The organism is Chelativorans sp., from assembly GCF_031180965.1.
In the GTDB taxonomy this organism is placed as follows: domain Bacteria; phylum Pseudomonadota; class Alphaproteobacteria; order Rhizobiales; family Rhizobiaceae; genus Chelativorans.
This window is the reverse complement of record NZ_JAPSLH010000008.1, coordinates 139,119-156,660: the sequence shown is the minus strand read 5'-3', so window position 1 is coordinate 156,660 and position 17,542 is coordinate 139,119. Positions and strand designations below refer to the sequence as shown.

The window sequence follows — 17,542 nt, the reverse complement described above, 5'->3', positions numbered from 1 at the left end:
ATCTCGTTTACGAAACACATGGTTCTTCCTCCTACTCCGCCGGCAGCCGGTGCGGGAAGCGGCGGAGTAGGAGGAAGAACCATGTGTTTCGTAAACGAGATCGACTACGGCACGCCGGCTTCAAAGTCGGACAGGACGGTCACGCTGACGATCGACGGGATGGAGGTCACCGTACCGGAGGGTACGTCCATCATGCGCGCGGCGCGCATGGCCGGCATCGAGGTGCCAAAGCTCTGCGCCAACGACATGGTAAAGGCCTTCGGCTCCTGCCGGCTCTGCCTTGTCGAGGTCGAGGGACGCGGCGGCACGCCGGCTTCATGCACGACGCCGGTGGCCGAGGGCCTGAAGGTCTCCACCCGTACGGAGCGGGTCCAGGCCATTCGCCGCGGCGTCATGGAACTCTACATGTCCGACCATCCGGAGGACTGCCCGGCCTGTGCTGCGGGCGACTGCGAGATGGCAGAGATGGCCGAGAGGGTCGGGCTCAAGCAGATCCGCTACGGCCGCGATGGCGACAATCATATCTGGCAGGCCCATGACGGCGCCGCCAATCCGCATTTCATGGAGCCTGACCTCTCCAACCCGTATTTTGCCTATGATGCCTCGCAATGCATCGTCTGCTCGCTCTGCGTGCGCGCCTGCGAGGAACAGCAGGGGACCTTCGCCCTGACCGTCGAAGGACGCGGCTTCGAAAGCCGCATCTCCGCCGGCATGCACGAGCCCTTCCTCGAATCGGAGTGCGTGTCCTGCGGCGCCTGTGTTCAGGCCTGCCCAACCGGAGCCCTGCGCGAGAAATCAGTGATCGAGAAGGGCATGCCGGAGTGGTCGGCGGTGACCACCTGCGCTTATTGCGGCGTCGGCTGCTCCTTCAAGGCGGAGATGAAGGGCGAGGAAGTCGTCCGCATGGTCCCCTGGAAGGACGGCAAGGCGAATCGCGGCCACTCCTGCGTGAAAGGCCGCTTCGCCTATGGCTACACAACGCACAAGGACCGCATCCTGAATCCGATGATCCGCGAAAAGATCACGGATCCATGGCGCGAGGTCACGTGGGAGGAAGCTTTTGCCCATGTGGCAAAGGAGTTCCGGCGCATTCAGTATCAGTATGGCCGCAATGCAGTGGGCGGCATCACCTCCTCGCGCTGCACGAACGAGGAGACCTATCTGGTCCAGAAGCTCGTGCGGCAGGGTTTTGGCAACAACAATGTCGATACCTGCGCGCGCGTCTGTCACTCGCCCACGGGCTACGGTCTCAAGACCACCTTTGGCACCTCCGCAGGCACGCAGGACTTCGATTCCGTAGAGCACGCCGACGTGGTGGTGGTGATCGGCGCCAATCCGACGGACGGCCACCCGGTCTTCGCCTCGCGTCTGAAGCGGCGGCTGCGGCAGGGTGCCAAGCTCATCGTCATTGACCCGCGCCGCATTGACCTCGTGCGCACGCCGCATGTAGAGGCGGCCTACCACCTCCCCCTCCGCCCCGGCACGAATGTGGCGGTGCTCACGGGGCTCGCTCACGTGATCGTGTCCGAAGGGCTGATGAACGAGACCTTCATCCGCGAGCGCTGCGACTGGGACGAGTTCCAGGACTGGGCCGAATTTGTCCTGCAGCCGGAGAATAGTCCGGAAACGGTGGAGAAGGTCTCCGGCGTTCCGGCCGAGCTCATCCGCGGCGCCGCCCGGCTCTACGCCACGGGCGGCAATGGCGCCATCTATTACGGCCTGGGCGTGACGGAGCACAGCCAAGGCTCCACGACGGTGATGGCCATCGCCAATCTCGCCATGGCTACCGGTAACATCGGCCGGCCCGGCGTCGGCGTGAACCCGCTGCGTGGTCAGAACAATGTGCAGGGCTCGTGCGACATGGGCTCCTTCCCGCACGAGTTGCCGGGCTACCGCCATATCTCGGAGGATGCGACGCGCGCGATCTATGAGTCGCTGTGGGGTGTGAAGCTTGACAACGAGCCGGGCCTCAGGATTCCCAACATGCTCGACGCTGCTGTCGAAGGCTCCTTCAAGGGACTATACATCCAGGGCGAGGACATCCTCCAGTCGGATCCAAACACGAAGCATGTAGCCGCCGGCCTCGCGGCGATGGAATGTGTCGTCGTGCACGACCTCTTCCTGAACGAGACGGCCAACTACGCCCACGTCTTCCTGCCGGGCTCCACTTTCCTGGAAAAGGACGGCACGTTCACCAATGCGGAGCGGCGCATCAACCGCGTGCGCAAGGTGATGGCTCCCAAGAACGGCTATGCCGATTGGGAGGTGACGCAGAAGCTCGCTCAGGCGCTGGGAATAGGTTGGAATTACCAGCACCCCGCCGAGATCATGGCCGAGATCGCCGCCACGACGCCAAGCTTCACAGGCGTTACATACGAGCTCCTCGATCGCGAGGGTTCTGTACAGTGGCCGTGCAACGAGAAGGCGCCGCTCGGGACGCCGGTCATGCATATGGACGGGTTCGTGCGCGGCAAAGGCAAGTTCATCCGCACCGCCTATGTGGCGACGGACGAGAAGACCGGCCCGCGCTTCCCGCTGCTGCTCACCACCGGCCGCATCCTGTCGCAATACAATGTCGGCGCGCAGACGCGCCGCACGGAAAATGTCGTCTGGCACGACGAGGACCTGCTGGAGATCCATCCTTTCGACGCCGAAAACCGTGGCATCCGCGACAGCGATTGGGTGAAGCTTGCGAGCCGGGCGGGCGAGACGACTTTGCGCGCGAGGGTGACCGACCGCGTGGCGCCGGGCGTGGTCTACACCACCTTCCACCACCCCGACACCCAGGCGAATGTCGTCACCACCGAGTTCTCCGACTGGGCGACGAATTGCCCGGAATACAAAGTGACGGCGGTGCAGGTGACCCCCTCCAACGGGCCGACGGAGTGGCAAGAGGATTATCAGGAGCTCGCCCGCCGGAGCCGGCGCGTTGTGCATGTGGAGGCGGCGGAGTAGGGCGATGCTCGGTGTGCAAGCGTCTTGCGCGAAAGCGCGCCGCCGTCCGCTTCCATGACAGCCGCGCTCGACAAGGTGCTGCGAACCGCCCAGCGACTCAGCGGGACCCGCGTTTCTGCGCGGGTCATACCGGAAGAAGCGGCGATAGCGCTTTCCTATGGCGGCACCACCCATGCGGTCATGATGGCTACGCCGGCCGATCTGGAGGATTTCGCCCTCGGCTTCAGCCTGACGGAAGGCATTGTCTCCTCGCCTGATGAGATTGAGGCCATCTCGGTCGAAAATCTGGGCGCGGGCTTTGACGTGCAGATCCGGCTCAGGGACGCGGCAAACCAGCGGTTCGAGCAGAGACGCAGGCGGCTTGCGGGGCCGGTCGGCTGCGGCCTGTGCGGCATCGAGTCGATCGAGGAAGCGATGCGGGAGGTGCGCAGCGTCGCCGAAAACGCACTGAGGCTCACAGCCGGGGACGTCGTCCGGTCGGTGCAACTTCTATCCGAGCGGCAGAAGCTGCACAAGGAGACCGGCGCAGTGCATGCTGCCGGACTCTATATTGCCGGCAAGGGGATCGCCGCCGCGCGCGAGGATGTCGGACGGCACAACGCGCTCGACAAATTGGCGGGCGCGCTCTCTAAGGCGGGGATCAGCGGATCAGAGGGCGCTGTGGCGATCACCAGCCGTGTTTCGGTCGAGATGGTGCAGAAAGCCGCATCCGTCGGCGCGCCTATTCTCATTGCCGTATCCGCGCCCACGGCGCTCGCCGTCCGCACGGCCGAGCAGAGCGGAATGACACTGGTGGCGCTGGTTCGCGGCGATGAGTTTGATATCTTCACTCACCCCGAACGCATCGAGATAGGAGCGGCCAAGCATGTCGCATGAGGCGGGATTCAAGTCCGGCGAGGAAAAGCTGATCTATATGGCCAACCAGATCGCGACCTTCTTCCAGACCATGCCACATGCCGAAGCGGTGGAAGGCGTGGCGGACCACATCAACAAGTTCTGGGAGCCGCGCATGCGCCGGCACTTCTTTGAGATCGTAGAGCGCGGCGGGGGCGCCCTCAAGCCGCTGGTGCTGGAAGCGGCTGGGAAAGTAAACCGGCCGGCGGAAGAGAAGACCTAGGGCGGCTAGAACCTCGTTCCTCGGTGAGCAGGTGAAGACCCGTCGGCAGGCCTGTCCGGTACATCAATGGCCAAGGTCTCGTCGCTGGCTGTTCGTCCATACCGCACACTGGCGTTTAACGCCTGCATTCCGGGCCCTGATACTGGCCCGACTAAGCCCCTCCTGCCTCGATCTCCTCCAACAGGTCTTGCAGCTTTCCGAGATGGGGTATCTCGCGGAAGCGCAGCTCGCCGAGGGGCGGCTTCTGCTGTTCGTAGGTCCAGGTGAGTTCATGCGGAACCAGGACGCCCCAGGCGCCGGAGCGGATCGCCGGGACCACGTCCGATTTTAGGGAGTTGCCCACCATCATGCTCCTCTCCGGGCCGTCTCCGTGGCGCGCGAAGACGCGTGCATAGGTCGCCTCCGTCTTCTCGCTGACGATCTCCACGCCGTCGAAGAAGTTGCCGAGCCCCGACTGCGCGAGCTTACGCTCCTGGTCGAACAGATCGCCCTTGGTCACCAGGACGAGCTTGTAGCGACCGGCCAGAGCCTCCAGAGTTTCGGCCGCATGCGGCAGCGGCTCGATGGGGTGGGCGAGCATCTCGCGGCCGAATTGCATGATCTTCGCGAGTGTCGCCGTCGGAACACGGCCATCCGTCACTTCGATGGCTGTTTCCAGCATGGTTAGGGTGAAGCTTTTTACCCCGAAACCGTAGATTTTGAGGTTCCGTATCGCTGCCTCCACGAGGCGGGTCGAGAGCTCCTCCGGGTCGGTATAATCGGCAAGAAGTGCGGCAAACTGTTCCTGCGTCAGCCTGTAAAACTGCTCGTGCTGCCAGAGTGTATCGTCAGCATCAAAGCCGATGGTGGAAAGCCGCATGCCTAGCCCCTTCCAGTCCGCAGTTTCCTCCTCGCATAGCGGCGGAAGTGGCTGGAGTCGATGGTCGGCCTGGCTCACGGATAAGGCAATTCACCCAGCGATGAGAAATGCTCGTTCAGCCCATCCAGCGCGGCAAGGTCCTCTTCGCCAAGGTTGCCAGGGCAGCCGCGATTGTCTCTGCCGTGTGCTGGTCAATTGCCACGTGCCAAGGCCAAGCAGAGGCATCGGCCTGCCGGTGCGCAGTTGGATGCGGGACGCCCGGTCCATCGCCACGGCCTCTTGTCGGTGCCACGGAAAGTCGCCGGCCCTACCCCAGCGGGGGAACGGTGTTCCTCGCGTATCTCGCGTTTCGCCATCCGCTCTAAAAAATTCGGTCTTGCTTTCAGGAGCAGCTCGCCCAGCATCTTGCATGCTCGATGACCTCGCCAGGATCACGGTCGATGAATTCTCCCGCCGCCGTTGAAAAGCGATCGAATTTGCAGGTCGAAGCTCTAGCAGAAAGGGTTCGCGCAGCGCTGCCGAGAGAAGCTCTCGTCGAAAGACGGATGTTCGGCGGCATAGGCTTCATGTTGAATGGCAATATGATGGCCGCCTCCTCCCGCAATGGGCTTCTCCTTCGCGTCGGCAAGGAGAACCACTTCTGCGCAATGCAGCATCCAGGGACAAAGCCGATGGAAATGCGGGGCCGTTGGCTCAAGGGTTACCTCTATGTCGATCCGGACCAGATCGACGATGAGGGACTACGCGGCTGGCTTCAGCTCGCGCTCGCCTACATAAATACTCTGCCGGCTAAGGGCTGATCCGCCCGCCTAAGCTCCCGCTGGCGCGTCGTGCCGCATTAGGCCCTCTTCCTTGAGAGCCGTCCAGAGCGCCGCCGGGATGTCCTTATTGAGGATTTCGCGGTTCGCTTTCACCTGCCCAACGCTCTGCCCGCCGGGGATCACGGAATAGACGACAGGATGCAGAAGCGGGAAGCGCAGCGCCGCCTCGATGAGCTTGACGCCGTGCCTCGCGCAGACCGCCTCGATGCGCGTTACGCGATCGAGGATTTCCGGTGGCGCCTCCGAATAATTGTAATGGGCACCGGGTACCGGTCCGGTGGCTAATATCCCTGAATTGTACGGTCCACCGAGGATGATGCCTATGCCGCGTTCTTCGCACAATGGCAGGAAGCTTTCGAGCGCCTCCTGTTCCAGGAGCGTGTAGCGGCCTGCAAGCAGGAAAAGGTCGAAGTCTCCGCGCTCGGCCATCCATTGGCAGGGCTGCCATTCGTTGACGCCGGCGCCGAAGGCTTTGATCACTCCCTGGTCGCGCAGGGAGAGCAGCGCGTAATAGCCTGAGTGCATCAGCTCGCCCAGCTTTGCATCCAGCGCTTCCTGTGAGCCGTGATTGAACACGTCGAGATCATGCGCATAGAGGATATCGAGACGGTCCACGCCCAGGCGTTCCAGCGAGAAGTCGATCGAGCGCATGACGCCGTCATAGGTGTAGTCGTAGACCTCCCGGCGCGTGGGCGTTTCGAAGAATTTGCCGATGCCGGTGCGCTCCTCCGGCGCGCAGACTTGCAGAAGGCGTCCCACTTTCGTGGAGAGAACATATTCGTCCCGCTTCTTGCCGCGCAGGAAACGGTTGAGGCGGGTCTCGGACAGTCCTAACCCATAGAGGGGCGCCGTATCGAAATAGCGGCAACCGGTCTCCCACGCGGCTTCCAGCACGGAATGCGCCTCTTCGTCGGAAATCGCCTTGTAGAGATTGCCGAGCGGCGCCGTGCCGAAGCCGAGCTCGGTGAAGGAGATGCCGCCATTGCCAATCCGATCGTATTGCCGCGTCTTCACGTCCGCCTCTCCGTTGTGACCGGCGGGACACTAGCACAGCCACCATTTGGCGGAAGGCACGTCGAAGCGTGGACTTGCATTTTGCCGGTTGATAGCATCCGCCGGAAAAGATCGGGGGAGGGAATGACGGAAAAGTTCAGACGCGTTTTCAAGGCCGCCAAACCGGTCATCGCCATGGTGCATCTGGGCGCGTTGCCCGGATCGCCTCTTCATGACGAGGAAGGCGGGATCGAGGCACTTGTCGAAGGTGCGGCCCGGGATCTCGACGCGCTGCAGAAGGCGGGCTTCGACGCCATTATGTTCGGGAACGAGAACGACCGGCCTTACGAGTTCCAGGTCGACACCGCTTCGACGGCCACGATGGCCTATGTGATCGGCCGGTTGCACGAGCGCATCAGCCTTCCCTTCGGCGTGAATGTGCTCTGGGACCCCGTGAGCACCATCGCCCTTGCCGCTGCGACGGGAGCCTCTTTCGTGCGCGAGATCTTTACTGGCACTTATGCCTCCGACATGGGACCGTGGACGCCCGACGCCGGCAAGGCTATGCGCTATCGTGATCGGCTCGGCCGCTCAGACCTTGCCATGCTCTATAACATTTCCGCCGAATTCGCCCATTCGCTGGACCAGCGGAGCCTCGTCGACCGCGCGCGCAGCACGGTTTTCTCCAGCATTCCGGATGCGGTGCTCGTTTCCGGCCAGATCACCGGCGAGGCGGCCGCCCTCAGCGATCTCGAAGCCGTGAAGAAGGCGCTGCCCACCACGCCCGTGCTTGCCAATACGGGCGTGAAGCATGCGACGGTCGCCGATGTTCTAAAAATCGCCGACGGCTGCATCGTCGGCTCCTCGCTCAAGGTGGACGGCAACACCTGGAACCCTGTCGATCCCGAGCGCGCGACCGAGTTCATGCGCCTTGTGCGCACCGCACGCGGCGAATGACCCTTTTCCGATCCAGCCGGATGGAGCCTTGATGAAAGACCGCCTGCGCAAGCTCGTCACGGAGCTGATGCTCATCCCCGGACTTGCCGGCTACGAGGACCGCGTGCGGCGCTATCTGAAGGAGCGGCTTGCGGAGCTCAGCATCGTTTCCCGAACGGACATGCTCGGCAACCTGATCGCCACGATCGAGGGCGACAAGGATGCGCCGAGCGTAATGCTCTTTGCCCATATGGACCAGCTCGGCTTCATCGTCCGCAAGATTGAGGCCGGCGGCTTCATCCGCATCGAGCGTCTGGGGGGCGTGCCGGAGCGGGCGCTTGCCGCTCAGCCCGTGCTCCTTTGTGTCGCGCCGGAGAAGGATCGGCCGGGCGTGATCGCCAACAAGAGCCACCATGCGACGACGCCCGAGGAGAAATACCGCGTCGTGCCATACCAAGACCTCCATATCGACGCAGGCTTCTCGACCGCCGAAGAGGTTGTGGCTGCCGGCGTCGATATCGGCACGCCCGTCGTCTACCGCCCGAGCGCTATCGCGCTCGCTGGTGACCGCATCGCCGGCACGGCGATCGACGACCGTGCAGGCTGTGCCGTGGTATTGGAGGTGGGACGAGAGATAAGCAACCTCCATCCGCGCCCAACCGTGCATCTCGTCTTCTCGGTGCAAGAGGAGTTCAACCTGCGCGGTGCGGTCACGGCGGCGCAGGTGCTGAAGCCCGACATTGCCATCCAGATCGACCTGCTGCTCGCCACCGATACGCCGGATATGGGCTATCGCGGCAACGTGAAGCTTGGCGGCGGGCCGGCCATGAGCCTCTATTCCTTCCACGGTCGCGGCACGCTCAACGGCACGATTCCGCATCCGGGGCTGGTGCGGCTGCTCGAGACCACTGCCGCCCGGGAAAAGCTGCCGCTGCAGCGCAGCGCCCATGTCGGAGCGCTGACCGAAACGTCCTACGTCCAGCTTGTCGGCGGCGGGGTGGCGACGATCGATGTCGGGTTCCCCATGCGGTACTCGCATTCGGCGCTCGAGATATGCGACCTCGGCGACCTTGAGCAGCTGACGACGCTGCTGGTCGCCGCCATCGGCTCCATCGGACCATCCTTCAGTCTCGATCGGGACGAACTCCCATGAACCATTATCTCGGCGTCGACATCGGCACGTTCGAGACCAAAGGCGTGCTCGTGGACGAGACAGGCGCGATCGTCGCAAGTGCTGCGCGGCCACACAAGATGCTCGTGCCGCAGCCAGGCTGGGCCGAGCACCGTGCGCGAGAAGACTGGTGGGGTGACTTCGTCTTCGTGACGCGCAAGCTGCTTGGCGATACAGGCATCGATCCTAGGAGCATCCGCGCGGTGGGTTGCAGCGCCATCGGCCCATGCATGCTGCCGGTCGATGCCGCGGGCGAGCCGCTGTGCAACGCCATCCTCTACGGCGTCGACACGCGGGCTGCGCGCGAGATCGAGCTCCTCAACGCGCGGATCGGCACCGAGACCATCCTTGGGCGCTGCGGAAATTCCCTCACCTCGCAGTCGGTCGGGCCGAAAATCCTGTGGCTCAAGAACAACCGGTCGGAGCTCTACGAGAGGTCGGCAAAGTTTCTCAATTCGACGAGCTATATCAACTACCGCCTGACAGGGCACTTCGTCCTGGACCATTACTCGGCGGCGAGCTCCAGCCCGCTCTATGATGTCGAGAAGCAGGATTGGACGCTCGACCTGGCGCCTGACATCGTCCGCCGGGACCAACTTCCCGATCTTCTCTGGACGACCGAAATCGCCGGCAAGGTGACCCCGAAAGCTGCGGGCGAAACCGGCCTTGCGGAGGGCACGCCTGTGACGGCCGGCACGATCGACGCGGCTGCGGAGGCGCTCAGCGTCGGCGTCCTTTCGCCGGGCGACATGATGATCATGTACGGCTCGACCATCTTCACCATCATGCTCTCCGCGGAGCGCATCCGCGATGGGCGGCTCTGGTACGCGCCATGGCTGTTTGCAAACGAACATGCCTCGATGGGGGGGCTCGCCACGAGCGGGACGCTTACGCACTGGTTCCGCGACCATTTCGCTGGGGAGCTGCCGGAGGAGGAAGCTTTCGCGGCGTTGGCCGGCGAGGCGGCGGCGTCACCGCCCGGCGCGAACGGGCTCGTATTCCTGCCCTATTTTTCGGGCGAGCGAACGCCGATCCACGACCCGGACGCCAAGGGCGTCATATTCGGGCTGAACCTCACGCATACGCGCGGCGACATTTACCGGGCAATGCTCGAAGGGATCGCCTGCGGGACGACCCATATCATCGATACCTATCGCGAGCTCGGCTGGCCGCCGCAGGCCATCTATGCAGTGGGCGGAGGCACCAGGAACGAGGTCTGGGCGCAGGCGACATCAGATATCTCCGGCGTGGACCAGATCATCCGCGCCAGGACGATCGGCGCGTCGTATGGCGATGCATTTCTCGCGGCGGTGGCGGTCGGCGATGCAAGGAAGGAAGAGATTGCGGCCTGGAATCCAGCTGTGCGGACGATCTCGCCACGCAGAGAGCACGCGGCGGCGTATGAGCGGCAGTACGGTGTGTTCCGCCGCATCTATGATCAGACGCGCGACTTGATGGCGACGCTGTCACGGCCGGCTTGAGCCCTCGAGCGCAGAGGCTTACGCCGCCGCCATCCGGACCTGTTTCGCCGATCGATCCAATGAAGGGTGGCCCTACTTCACCGCGCCCGTTGCCATACCGGCGATGATATAGCGCTCGAGAAGAATGCCGACGATGACGAGCGGCGCAATCGCTGCCGTCGAGAGCGCCGCCATCGACCACCAATTGATGCCCTGACTGCCCGTTTGGCTCGCCACCATCACCGGCAGCGTCTTGGCATCCGTGCTCGTGAGCAGTGCTGCAAAGAAATACTCGTTCCAGCAGAGGATCAGCGAGAGAATGAAGGCTGCCACCATGCCCGGAAGCGCGATCGGCACGACAATGCGCAGGAACGCCCCCCAGGTGGAAAGCCCGTCGACCAGCGCCGCCTCTTCCAAATCCACGGGAATGCCGCGGAACTGGTCGCGCATGATCCAGATCACGATGGGCAGCACCATCAGCGTATAGAGCAGGATCAGTCCGACGAGGGAGTCGAGCAGCGCCAGTTCCTTGTAGAGGACCAGGAAGGGGAGCGCCAGGACTACCGGCGGCAGGATCAGCTGCGAAAGGAAGAAGAAGGAAATGTCCTTGTTCCCCATCCAGAGGAATCGGTAGTTGAAACGCGTGAGCCCATAGGCCGCCGTCGAACCCAAGATGAGGGCGAGCGAGGAGGCGGAGAGCGAGGCGACAACGCTGTTCATGAAGCGCTTCACGAATTCCGCGCGCACCGTTGACGTCTGGAAGATGGAGTCCGGCGAAAGGCCGAGGGACTGCCACCCGCGCCATTGCGGCGTGAAATCCACAAAGGGGATCAGGTGGCCCTGCATGACATTGGGCGCGAGCTTGAAGGAGGTCGTGACCGTCCAGTAGATCGGGAACAGGCAGATGAAGGCCCATGCTGCCAGGATGCCGTAGACGATCGTGCGCACGAGGATCCGGCGGAGACGATCCTGGCCCGTTTCCATCGGCACCGCATCCTCAAAGCGACTTCCGAGAACGGCCATCGTTCAAGCCTCCTGCTGGTCGTAGCCGCGCATCCAGCGCCCGAACAGGTTGAGGAGCACGGTCAGGAAGACCACGATCATCACGAGATAGACCATCGCCAGCAGCGTCCCGTAACCGACGTTAGACCGATCGCGGTACTCGCGGAAAATGAAGCTCGTTACCGAATCCGTGGCTCCACCAGGTCCGCCGGAGGTGACGTTGATGATGATGTCGGCGATCTTCAGCTTGAAGATGATGCGGATCAGGATCGCCGTGATGGAGACCGGCAAGGTCAACGGAAAGACCACGCGCCAAAAGGTCTGCCAGGAATTCGCGCCATCGACCTTGGCGGCCTCCGTAACCTCCTTCGGAACCGCCTGCAGGCCGGCCAAAAGCATGATCATCATGAGCGGGATGAAGGTCCACGCATCCATCACCATGATAGAGATCCTGGCGAACCAGGGATCCGTGAAGAAGGCGGGCGTGTCCCAGCCAAGCCAGCGGGCGAAGTTCGCCACCGGTCCAAAGCGTATCTCCATCATGGATTTGCCGACCATCCAGCTCACGGCCACCGGCGAAAGCATCAGCGGCAGGAGGAAGACCACGCGAAAAAACTTCCGCGCCCGGATCTGCGAGTGGAGCAACAGCGCCAGGCCGAAGGCTATGGCGTACTCCACCAGCACCGCAAGCGTGTACAGCACCATGTTGTAGAGGGCGTTCCAGTAGAACGGATCGCGCCACATCTGGCGGATATTATCGAAGCCGTTCAATCTTCGGCCCATGGTGGAGGAGAGATTCCAATCCGTGAAGGAGATGTAGAGGCCGAAGAGAAGCGGAAAAACCACCATCGAGATGATGAACAGGATGGCGGGCAATACGAAGAGGGCCCGGGCGCCCGCCTCGCCCCGCCGCAGCACCTGCGAAATGCCGAGCGTGACGGCCCAGAGAAGATACGCATAGAGCACGGGACGCCATGTCACGAAGCCGAAGGCTATTGCGTCGGCTTTATAGAGGATCTGCAGGATCAGAATTGCAGCAAGGATGAGCGAGCCGGCGGCTAAGATGGCCGCCCCCAGCCGCCGCCGCCCGTGCGACACCGGGTCCGACCGGACGACCTGGTCCAGAACGAGAGGAAGCGCCGCCGCGTTATCCATACAAGGCCTTTGTCACGTTCAAGGAAGCACCTCTCGGACGGCTCTACGGCAGCCGGCGGCCATGCCGGCCGCCGGTCGTCACACGCCTGTTCTGCTCCGCTAAAGGCCGAGCGAGGCCTTGTAGAGCTGAATCTGGCTTTCCCGGCCAATCTGGTCCGTGATCTTCTCCCATGCCGCGGCAATGGCGTCGGCGGTTTCCTGAGCCGACTTGTATTGACCGGCATAGCCCTTCGCCAGTTCGTCCTCCGCCACGGAATAGTATTGGAAGATGCCGGGGATGCGCGGCTCGATGGCAGCGTTCGGATGATTGTAGCTGTCGAGATTGGAGCCGAGATAATCTTCGATGAAGGCGCGGTCGTAACCCGCTGCCTCCCATTCGTCGTAGTTGAAATGGGAGTTGCGGTAGGGCTGGAATCCGGAAGGATAAGCGGACATCCAGAGGGAAATGTCCTTGCCGCCCAGATGCGCCGCGGCGGACCATGCAGCCTTCTTCTTCTTTTCGTCGCCGTCGACGCGCGCCATTACATAAACGCCCCAGCCGATATAGGCCATGTTGGGTGCATAGTTCGCGCCGGAGGCGAGCTTTTCCCACTGGCCGGTCTTGGAGTTGTAGACATCCTCCGAGCCGGGCAGGATGTCGAAGCCGATCACGTCGCCAATGACGGAACTGTCGGAAGTCCGGGCGCTCGCGCCGACATCGCCCCACCAGGTCAGCATATCGCCGGTGCCGGCAAGGAACTGCTGGAAGGCGGTCGTGTTCGGGTCCGCGTTGATCTGGTCCGGCGGCTGGTTGGCCATGTTGTCCATGACCTCCTGGATCGCCCGTACGAATGCCGGATTGTTGACGCGCGGCTTCATCGTATCGGGGTCGAAAAGCCAGGCCGGATCGTCCGGATGCTTGGCATAGGCGGTCGCTCGGTCCTCCAGGAAATAGAAACCGAAGCCGCCCCAGCCCTTAAGCGGATCCAGGAAACCATGGGCGTCGAGCCCGGTTAGAGGGTCCTTCTTCCCCTTGAGGAAGGCAGAATGGGCTTGAACTTCGGCCCAGGTCTTCGGCGGCGCCCATTCGCCTTGCCCGCCCGATTCCTTCCAGGCGGCAGCGAATTCGGGATTGTCGTAGTAGTCCGTGCGGTAGCAGAAGGTATGGCAATCGCCGTCGATGGAGATGCGGTAAAGCTTGCCGTCCCACGTGCCGACCGGGGCCTTGAGGTAATCGACATAGTCGTCCATGTCGATCAGGCTTTTGACCCAATCCGGTACCTCCGAGGCGAGCCCCTTTCCGCACACGTCTCCCTCGAAGGGCGCGCCCATCTCGAGCACGTCGAAATCGACCGTGCCGGTGGCGATCGACTGCTGCAGGCGGGCATTGTAGTCGGCCTGGGCAAGATCGATCCAGTTGATCTTGGCGCCGGTATAGGCCTCCCAGGGCTTCAGGAAGCCGCGGAAGAGGAAGTTGTGCAGGTTCTGGTTGTTGAGCCCCATGAAGGTAAGCTCCACGCCCTGGAATTCCCCCTCCTGAACCGTCTGGCGGGTGCCGCCGAGGCACAGTTCGCCTACACGCTGCCAATCCGCATCCGTCGGCGATCCCGCTCCCACGCCGGGAATCTTCAGGATCTCGGCGCGAAGATTTTCCTGCGCGGAGGCCCGCGTCATAAGGGCGCCGAGGCCACCCTTCGCTCCCAGCGCCAGGGCGCCCGCTCCGGCGGCGCCTTTCAATATGCGGCGGCGGCTCGCCTGCATGGCCATGAGCCGCTCATAGATGTGCACCTTCATTCGATAACTCCTCCCTCACGCTGCCTTGTTTCGGCTTGCGATTATGCGGATCGAGGATCTGGATATGGCTTCCGTGCGGCGCTCAGACAGGCTCCGCCCTGCTGCGGCCCGCGCCCCCTCCCCGTATATTCCTCCCGACATTTCAAGCCTCTATGGAGTATGAGCCAAGCTGGAGCAAAGTCAACAAACGGGCCGCCGGCCGGGAGGGAAATCCATTGGCCTAAGCGGTCTTTGCAATTGACATCGCGCCGCCGCTCGTCTGTTCTTCGGCCGCGGCGCAACCAGCGCCGGGAGGATGCAGCGCCGGCAGGCGCTCTTTGGGAGGGGAGAGATGCTCAAGGGAATAAGCCCGCTTCTCAATGCGGAGGTCCTGTTCGCGCTGAGGGCGATGGGACATGGGGACGACCTCATCATCGCCGACACCAACTTCCCGTCCGACTCGATCGCCCGGCAGACGCGGCTCGGAAAACTCCTGCGCATCGACAATGTGACGGCAGCGGAAGCCGCTGCGGCGGTACTCTCCGTATACCCGCTCGACACGTTCGTTGATGATGCTGCCGCGCGCATGGAGGTTGTGGGCAAGCCGGACGAGATCCTGCCCGTCCAGCAGGAGGTGCAGCAGGTCGTCGACGCCGCGGAAGGACGCTCCTGGCCGCTTATCGGGGTGGAGCGCTATGCCTTTTATGAAAGGGCGAAGAAAGCCTATTGCGTGATCCAGACCGGCGAGCGCCGGTTTTATGGCTGCTTCGCCTTCCGCAAGGGTGTCATTCCCCCGGAACGAGACTGACCTCCCATGGGCAAGCCGATCGTCATTCTGGGCGTGTTCGTAGCCGACACCGCCTATCGCGCCCAACGCCCCCCGCGCATGGGCGAGACCGTTCTGGGCTCCGGCTTCAAGCTTGGCCCCGGCGGAAAGGGCTCCAACCAGGCGGTGGCCGCCGCGCGGCTGGGCTGCGAGGTCAGCTTCATCACCCGGCTTGGCCGGGACCCTTTTGCGGAGATGGCGCTGAAGACCTGGCGTGAGGCGGGCGTTGTGCCGGCGGTGATCGAGACGCCGGAAAGCTATACCGGCGCCGCTTACATCTTTGTCGAGGAAGGGACCGGCAACAACGCTATAATCGTCTGCCCGGGCGCAGCGATGCTGCTCTCGGCGGAGGATATCGACGCCAAGGCTGATCTCATTCGCTCGGCAGGGGTGTTCGTGACCCAGCTGGAGCAGCCGATCGAGGCGGCGCTGAGCGCGCTCAGGATCGCGCGCGAGGCGCGCGTCACCACCATCCTCAACCCTGCGCCGGCCGCCGAGCTGCCGGCGGAGATCTTCGCCCTCTGCGACTATGCGACGCCGAACGAAACCGAGGCCGAGCAACTGACCGGGATCAGGGTGGTCTCCAAAGCCGATGCCGAACGTGCCGCCGCGGCACTGCTGGACAAGGGCGTCGGCGCGGCGGTCATAACGCTCGGCGAGAAAGGCGCGCTGCTTCACGACGGCAGGCAAGCGCGCCATGTGCCGGCCTTTAACGCCGGCCCGGTCGTGGAGACCACGGGCGCGGGCGACGCCTTCAACGGCGGCTTTGCGGTTGGCCTCGCAAGCGGTCGTTCGCCGGAAGAAGCGGTCCGTTTCGGTTGCGCGGTGGCCGCGATTTCCGTCACCCGGCCGGGGACTGCGCCGTCGATGCCGAGCCTGGCCGAAGTCGAGGCACTGCTTGCGGGCAGTTGAGACTTCCCGCCCTGGAGTGCGGACGAGGCTGTGTCAACGTCGCACCTCGATGCCTCACTTCGCTTCGGCAGGTATGATGCTGATATTGCCGCCCACCTCAAGAACGGCGAATTTGATCTGATCGAGCCGCTCCAGCCCGTGCTGTTCGCGGGCTGCCTCCAGCACGTCCTCAAGGCTCACCCGCGCCCGCGTCAGCGCCTCCTCGTCTACATTTCCTAGGCTGATCAGCACCGTCGGAACCCCGTCCATCAGCTCCGCCGACCTCGGAGACCACTGCTTGAAATAGGAGAAGGCAATATCCGTGACAAACAGCGTCAGGATCAGGAGGAATGCGTTGGTGAGCGAAAAGTCGTCTCCCAACAGCGCCTGCTGCGTCGTCTCTGCAACGATAAGGATGATAACGAAATCGAAGGCCGTCATTTCGGCAAGCGTCCGCCGTCCTGAAAGCCGCACGACCACGAGAAGAAAGAGGTAGATAACGATACCGCGAATGACGGAGTCCATCCGCTTCTCCTATGGCAGGACCAGGGTCGAGGCACCGGCGGCGCTTCCGTCCAGACCCACGCGGTATTGGGCAAGGCCGGGATGCATTGCGCGCAGATAAAGGATCACCTTGACGGGTGCCTGCTCCTCAGCCGCAAACTCCATCACGACTCCGTCGGGTCCGGTCGTCATACGTTCAGGTTCGGGGTGGATGCCTTCGGCTTCGAAATATTCGAAGAAGGTGTGATCGAAGGTCAGCCGGTGCCTGTCGGCGCCGCCATTGAAGCTGACGGAGACCTCGTCGGACGCCTCCCACCGCGCCACACGCGGATACTCAATCTGCCCGGCCGGGAAGGCCGCCTCTGCCTTGGAGAAGTAGCCGCCTGAGCCGGTAAAGCCTGCAATTGCCAGGAGCAGCACCAGGGCGAAGACGACCCAGGCAAACCGTTCGACGGACCAGAAAGCCCGCTGGAGATGCCGTCTTTCGTCTAGCTGTAAGCCGTCGTCGCGAACGGGAGGAGCCTGCATCGGTGTCCTTGCTTCCGCTTTGAGCGGAATGTCAATTCACCGCGCTTGCGAATGGTTCCCTACGCCCATCGAGCTATGGTTCTGGGCTGCGTCAGCTTCTACGCTGAGCGGCCCAGGCGCCGGCGGCAAGCCCGAGAGCCATCGCTACGAAAGCCCCGGCAACGGCGCGCTTGGAAACCGCAAGCTCCCATCCCGGCGTGAGCCGGCGCGGAACCACGCCATAGTCGAATAGGGCAGCAAAGGCCGAAAGCGCCGATGCCTCGCCGATAAGCCGCGGCAGACTGCGGGGCGAGCGCCGCGACAGCCAGATGGCGAAGGGCACCGCCCAGAACATGGCCGAGAGCGCATGGGTGACGAAGCCGACGCCGGTGTGACGGATATCGGGATTGGCGACCGCGCCCGCCTTGTCGCCATGTAGCCAGTGGCTGGTGGCGTTCACCGGCTGCAGCACTCCCCGGCCCTCGCTCTTTGCGGAGGCCATAACGGCCAGGAGAGAGGCCAGACCCGCCATTGTTCCGCTGTAAAGCGCATATCGTGCCGTGCTCATTTGCCGTTCCGCCTCAGGTGAGAAC

17 protein-coding genes are annotated in these 17,542 nt (G+C 63.2%); 9 read left to right on the top strand and 8 right to left on the bottom strand.

Annotated features, from left to right (window positions below; translation table 11 throughout):
* The first annotated feature begins 81 nt into the window (after positions 1-81).
* The 3 genes from fdhF to RIN79_RS08995 are packed head-to-tail and all read left to right on the top strand — an operon-like array spanning position 82 to position 4,072.
* Positions 82-2,955: a formate dehydrogenase subunit alpha gene (gene fdhF, locus RIN79_RS09005; protein ID WP_309084309.1), complete on the top strand. Its 2,874-nt coding sequence runs from the start codon at positions 82-84 to the stop codon at positions 2,953-2,955.
* A 54-nt stretch (positions 2,956-3,009) separates the two neighbouring features.
* Positions 3,010-3,831, top strand: coding sequence for a formate dehydrogenase accessory sulfurtransferase FdhD (gene fdhD / locus RIN79_RS09000; protein WP_309084308.1), 822 nt, complete (start codon positions 3,010-3,012; stop codon positions 3,829-3,831).
* On the top strand, positions 3,821-4,072 hold the full coding sequence (locus RIN79_RS08995; protein ID WP_309084307.1) for a formate dehydrogenase subunit delta: 252 nt from the start codon (positions 3,821-3,823) through the stop codon (positions 4,070-4,072). Before fdhD ends, RIN79_RS08995 begins: the two co-directional genes overlap by 11 nt.
* Positions 4,073-4,223: 151 nt before the next feature.
* Here RIN79_RS08995 and RIN79_RS08990 read toward each other — a convergent pair whose 3' ends face one another.
* Positions 4,224-4,931 (bottom strand): HAD family hydrolase, encoded by a 708-nt coding sequence (locus RIN79_RS08990; RefSeq protein WP_309084306.1) that lies wholly within the window; start codon positions 4,929-4,931, stop codon positions 4,224-4,226.
* Between the two features lie 416 nt (positions 4,932-5,347).
* Here RIN79_RS08990 and RIN79_RS08985 point away from each other — a divergent pair, with 416 nt between their 5' ends.
* The gene (locus tag RIN79_RS08985; RefSeq protein ID WP_309084305.1) at positions 5,348-5,731 is read left to right on the top strand and encodes a TfoX/Sxy family protein; all 384 of its coding nucleotides are present in this window, start codon (positions 5,348-5,350) and stop codon (positions 5,729-5,731) included.
* 9 nt (positions 5,732-5,740) lie between these two features.
* Here RIN79_RS08985 and RIN79_RS08980 read toward each other — a convergent pair whose 3' ends face one another.
* The gene (locus RIN79_RS08980) at positions 5,741-6,766 is read right to left on the bottom strand and encodes an aldo/keto reductase (RefSeq protein ID WP_309084304.1); all 1,026 of its coding nucleotides are present in this window, start codon (positions 6,764-6,766) and stop codon (positions 5,741-5,743) included.
* Positions 6,767-6,889: 123 nt separating this feature from the next.
* Here RIN79_RS08980 and RIN79_RS08975 point away from each other — a divergent pair, with 123 nt between their 5' ends.
* From RIN79_RS08975 to RIN79_RS08965, 3 genes are read left to right on the top strand one after another with little or no spacing between them, the layout of a single operon-like run.
* Positions 6,890-7,702 (top strand): BtpA/SgcQ family protein, encoded by an 813-nt coding sequence (locus RIN79_RS08975; RefSeq protein ID WP_309084303.1) that lies wholly within the window; start codon positions 6,890-6,892, stop codon positions 7,700-7,702.
* A 31-nt stretch (positions 7,703-7,733) separates the two neighbouring features.
* Positions 7,734-8,834, top strand: a complete 1,101-nt coding sequence (locus tag RIN79_RS08970; RefSeq protein ID WP_309084302.1) for a M42 family metallopeptidase — start codon at positions 7,734-7,736, stop codon at positions 8,832-8,834.
* Positions 8,831-10,333: an FGGY-family carbohydrate kinase gene (locus RIN79_RS08965; protein WP_309084301.1), complete on the top strand. Its 1,503-nt coding sequence runs from the start codon at positions 8,831-8,833 to the stop codon at positions 10,331-10,333. The genes RIN79_RS08970 and RIN79_RS08965 overlap by 4 nt, the downstream gene beginning before the upstream one ends.
* 72 nt (positions 10,334-10,405) lie before the next feature.
* On the opposite strand, the gene RIN79_RS08960 is transcribed toward RIN79_RS08965, so the two are convergent.
* The 3 genes from RIN79_RS08960 to RIN79_RS08950 form a co-directional block, all read right to left on the bottom strand.
* Complete coding sequence (locus RIN79_RS08960; RefSeq protein ID WP_309084318.1) at positions 10,406-11,296, bottom strand: carbohydrate ABC transporter permease; 891 nt, start codon at positions 11,294-11,296, stop codon at positions 10,406-10,408.
* A gap of 42 nt (positions 11,297-11,338) precedes the next feature.
* On the bottom strand, positions 11,339-12,469 hold the full coding sequence (locus RIN79_RS08955) for a sugar ABC transporter permease (RefSeq protein WP_309084300.1): 1,131 nt from the start codon (positions 12,467-12,469) through the stop codon (positions 11,339-11,341).
* A 99-nt stretch (positions 12,470-12,568) separates the two neighbouring features.
* Entirely contained in the window at positions 12,569-14,242 is a 1,674-nt protein-coding gene (locus RIN79_RS08950) for an extracellular solute-binding protein (RefSeq protein ID WP_309084299.1), read from the bottom strand.
* 331 nt (positions 14,243-14,573) lie between these two features.
* On the opposite strand from RIN79_RS08950, the gene RIN79_RS08945 reads away from it, so the two are divergent.
* Positions 14,574-15,029, top strand: a complete 456-nt coding sequence (locus RIN79_RS08945; protein ID WP_309084298.1) for an RbsD/FucU family protein — start codon at positions 14,574-14,576, stop codon at positions 15,027-15,029.
* 6 nt (positions 15,030-15,035) lie between these two features.
* Positions 15,036-15,959, top strand: a complete 924-nt coding sequence (gene rbsK / locus RIN79_RS08940; RefSeq protein ID WP_309084297.1) for a ribokinase — start codon at positions 15,036-15,038, stop codon at positions 15,957-15,959.
* A 54-nt stretch (positions 15,960-16,013) separates the two neighbouring features.
* Here rbsK and RIN79_RS08935 read toward each other — a convergent pair whose 3' ends face one another.
* The 3 genes from RIN79_RS08935 to RIN79_RS08925 all read right to left on the bottom strand — a co-directional run bounded on the left by RIN79_RS08935 (position 16,014) and on the right by RIN79_RS08925 (position 17,517).
* Entirely contained in the window at positions 16,014-16,463 is a 450-nt protein-coding gene (locus tag RIN79_RS08935; protein ID WP_309084296.1) for a YetF domain-containing protein, read from the bottom strand.
* 9 nt (positions 16,464-16,472) lie between these two features.
* Positions 16,473-16,970 (bottom strand): hypothetical protein, encoded by a 498-nt coding sequence (locus tag RIN79_RS08930; RefSeq protein WP_309084295.1) that lies wholly within the window; start codon positions 16,968-16,970, stop codon positions 16,473-16,475.
* A gap of 91 nt (positions 16,971-17,061) precedes the next feature.
* Positions 17,062-17,517, bottom strand: coding sequence for a hypothetical protein (locus tag RIN79_RS08925; RefSeq protein WP_309084294.1), 456 nt, complete (start codon positions 17,515-17,517; stop codon positions 17,062-17,064).
* Between the last annotated feature and the right edge of the window lie 25 nt (positions 17,518-17,542).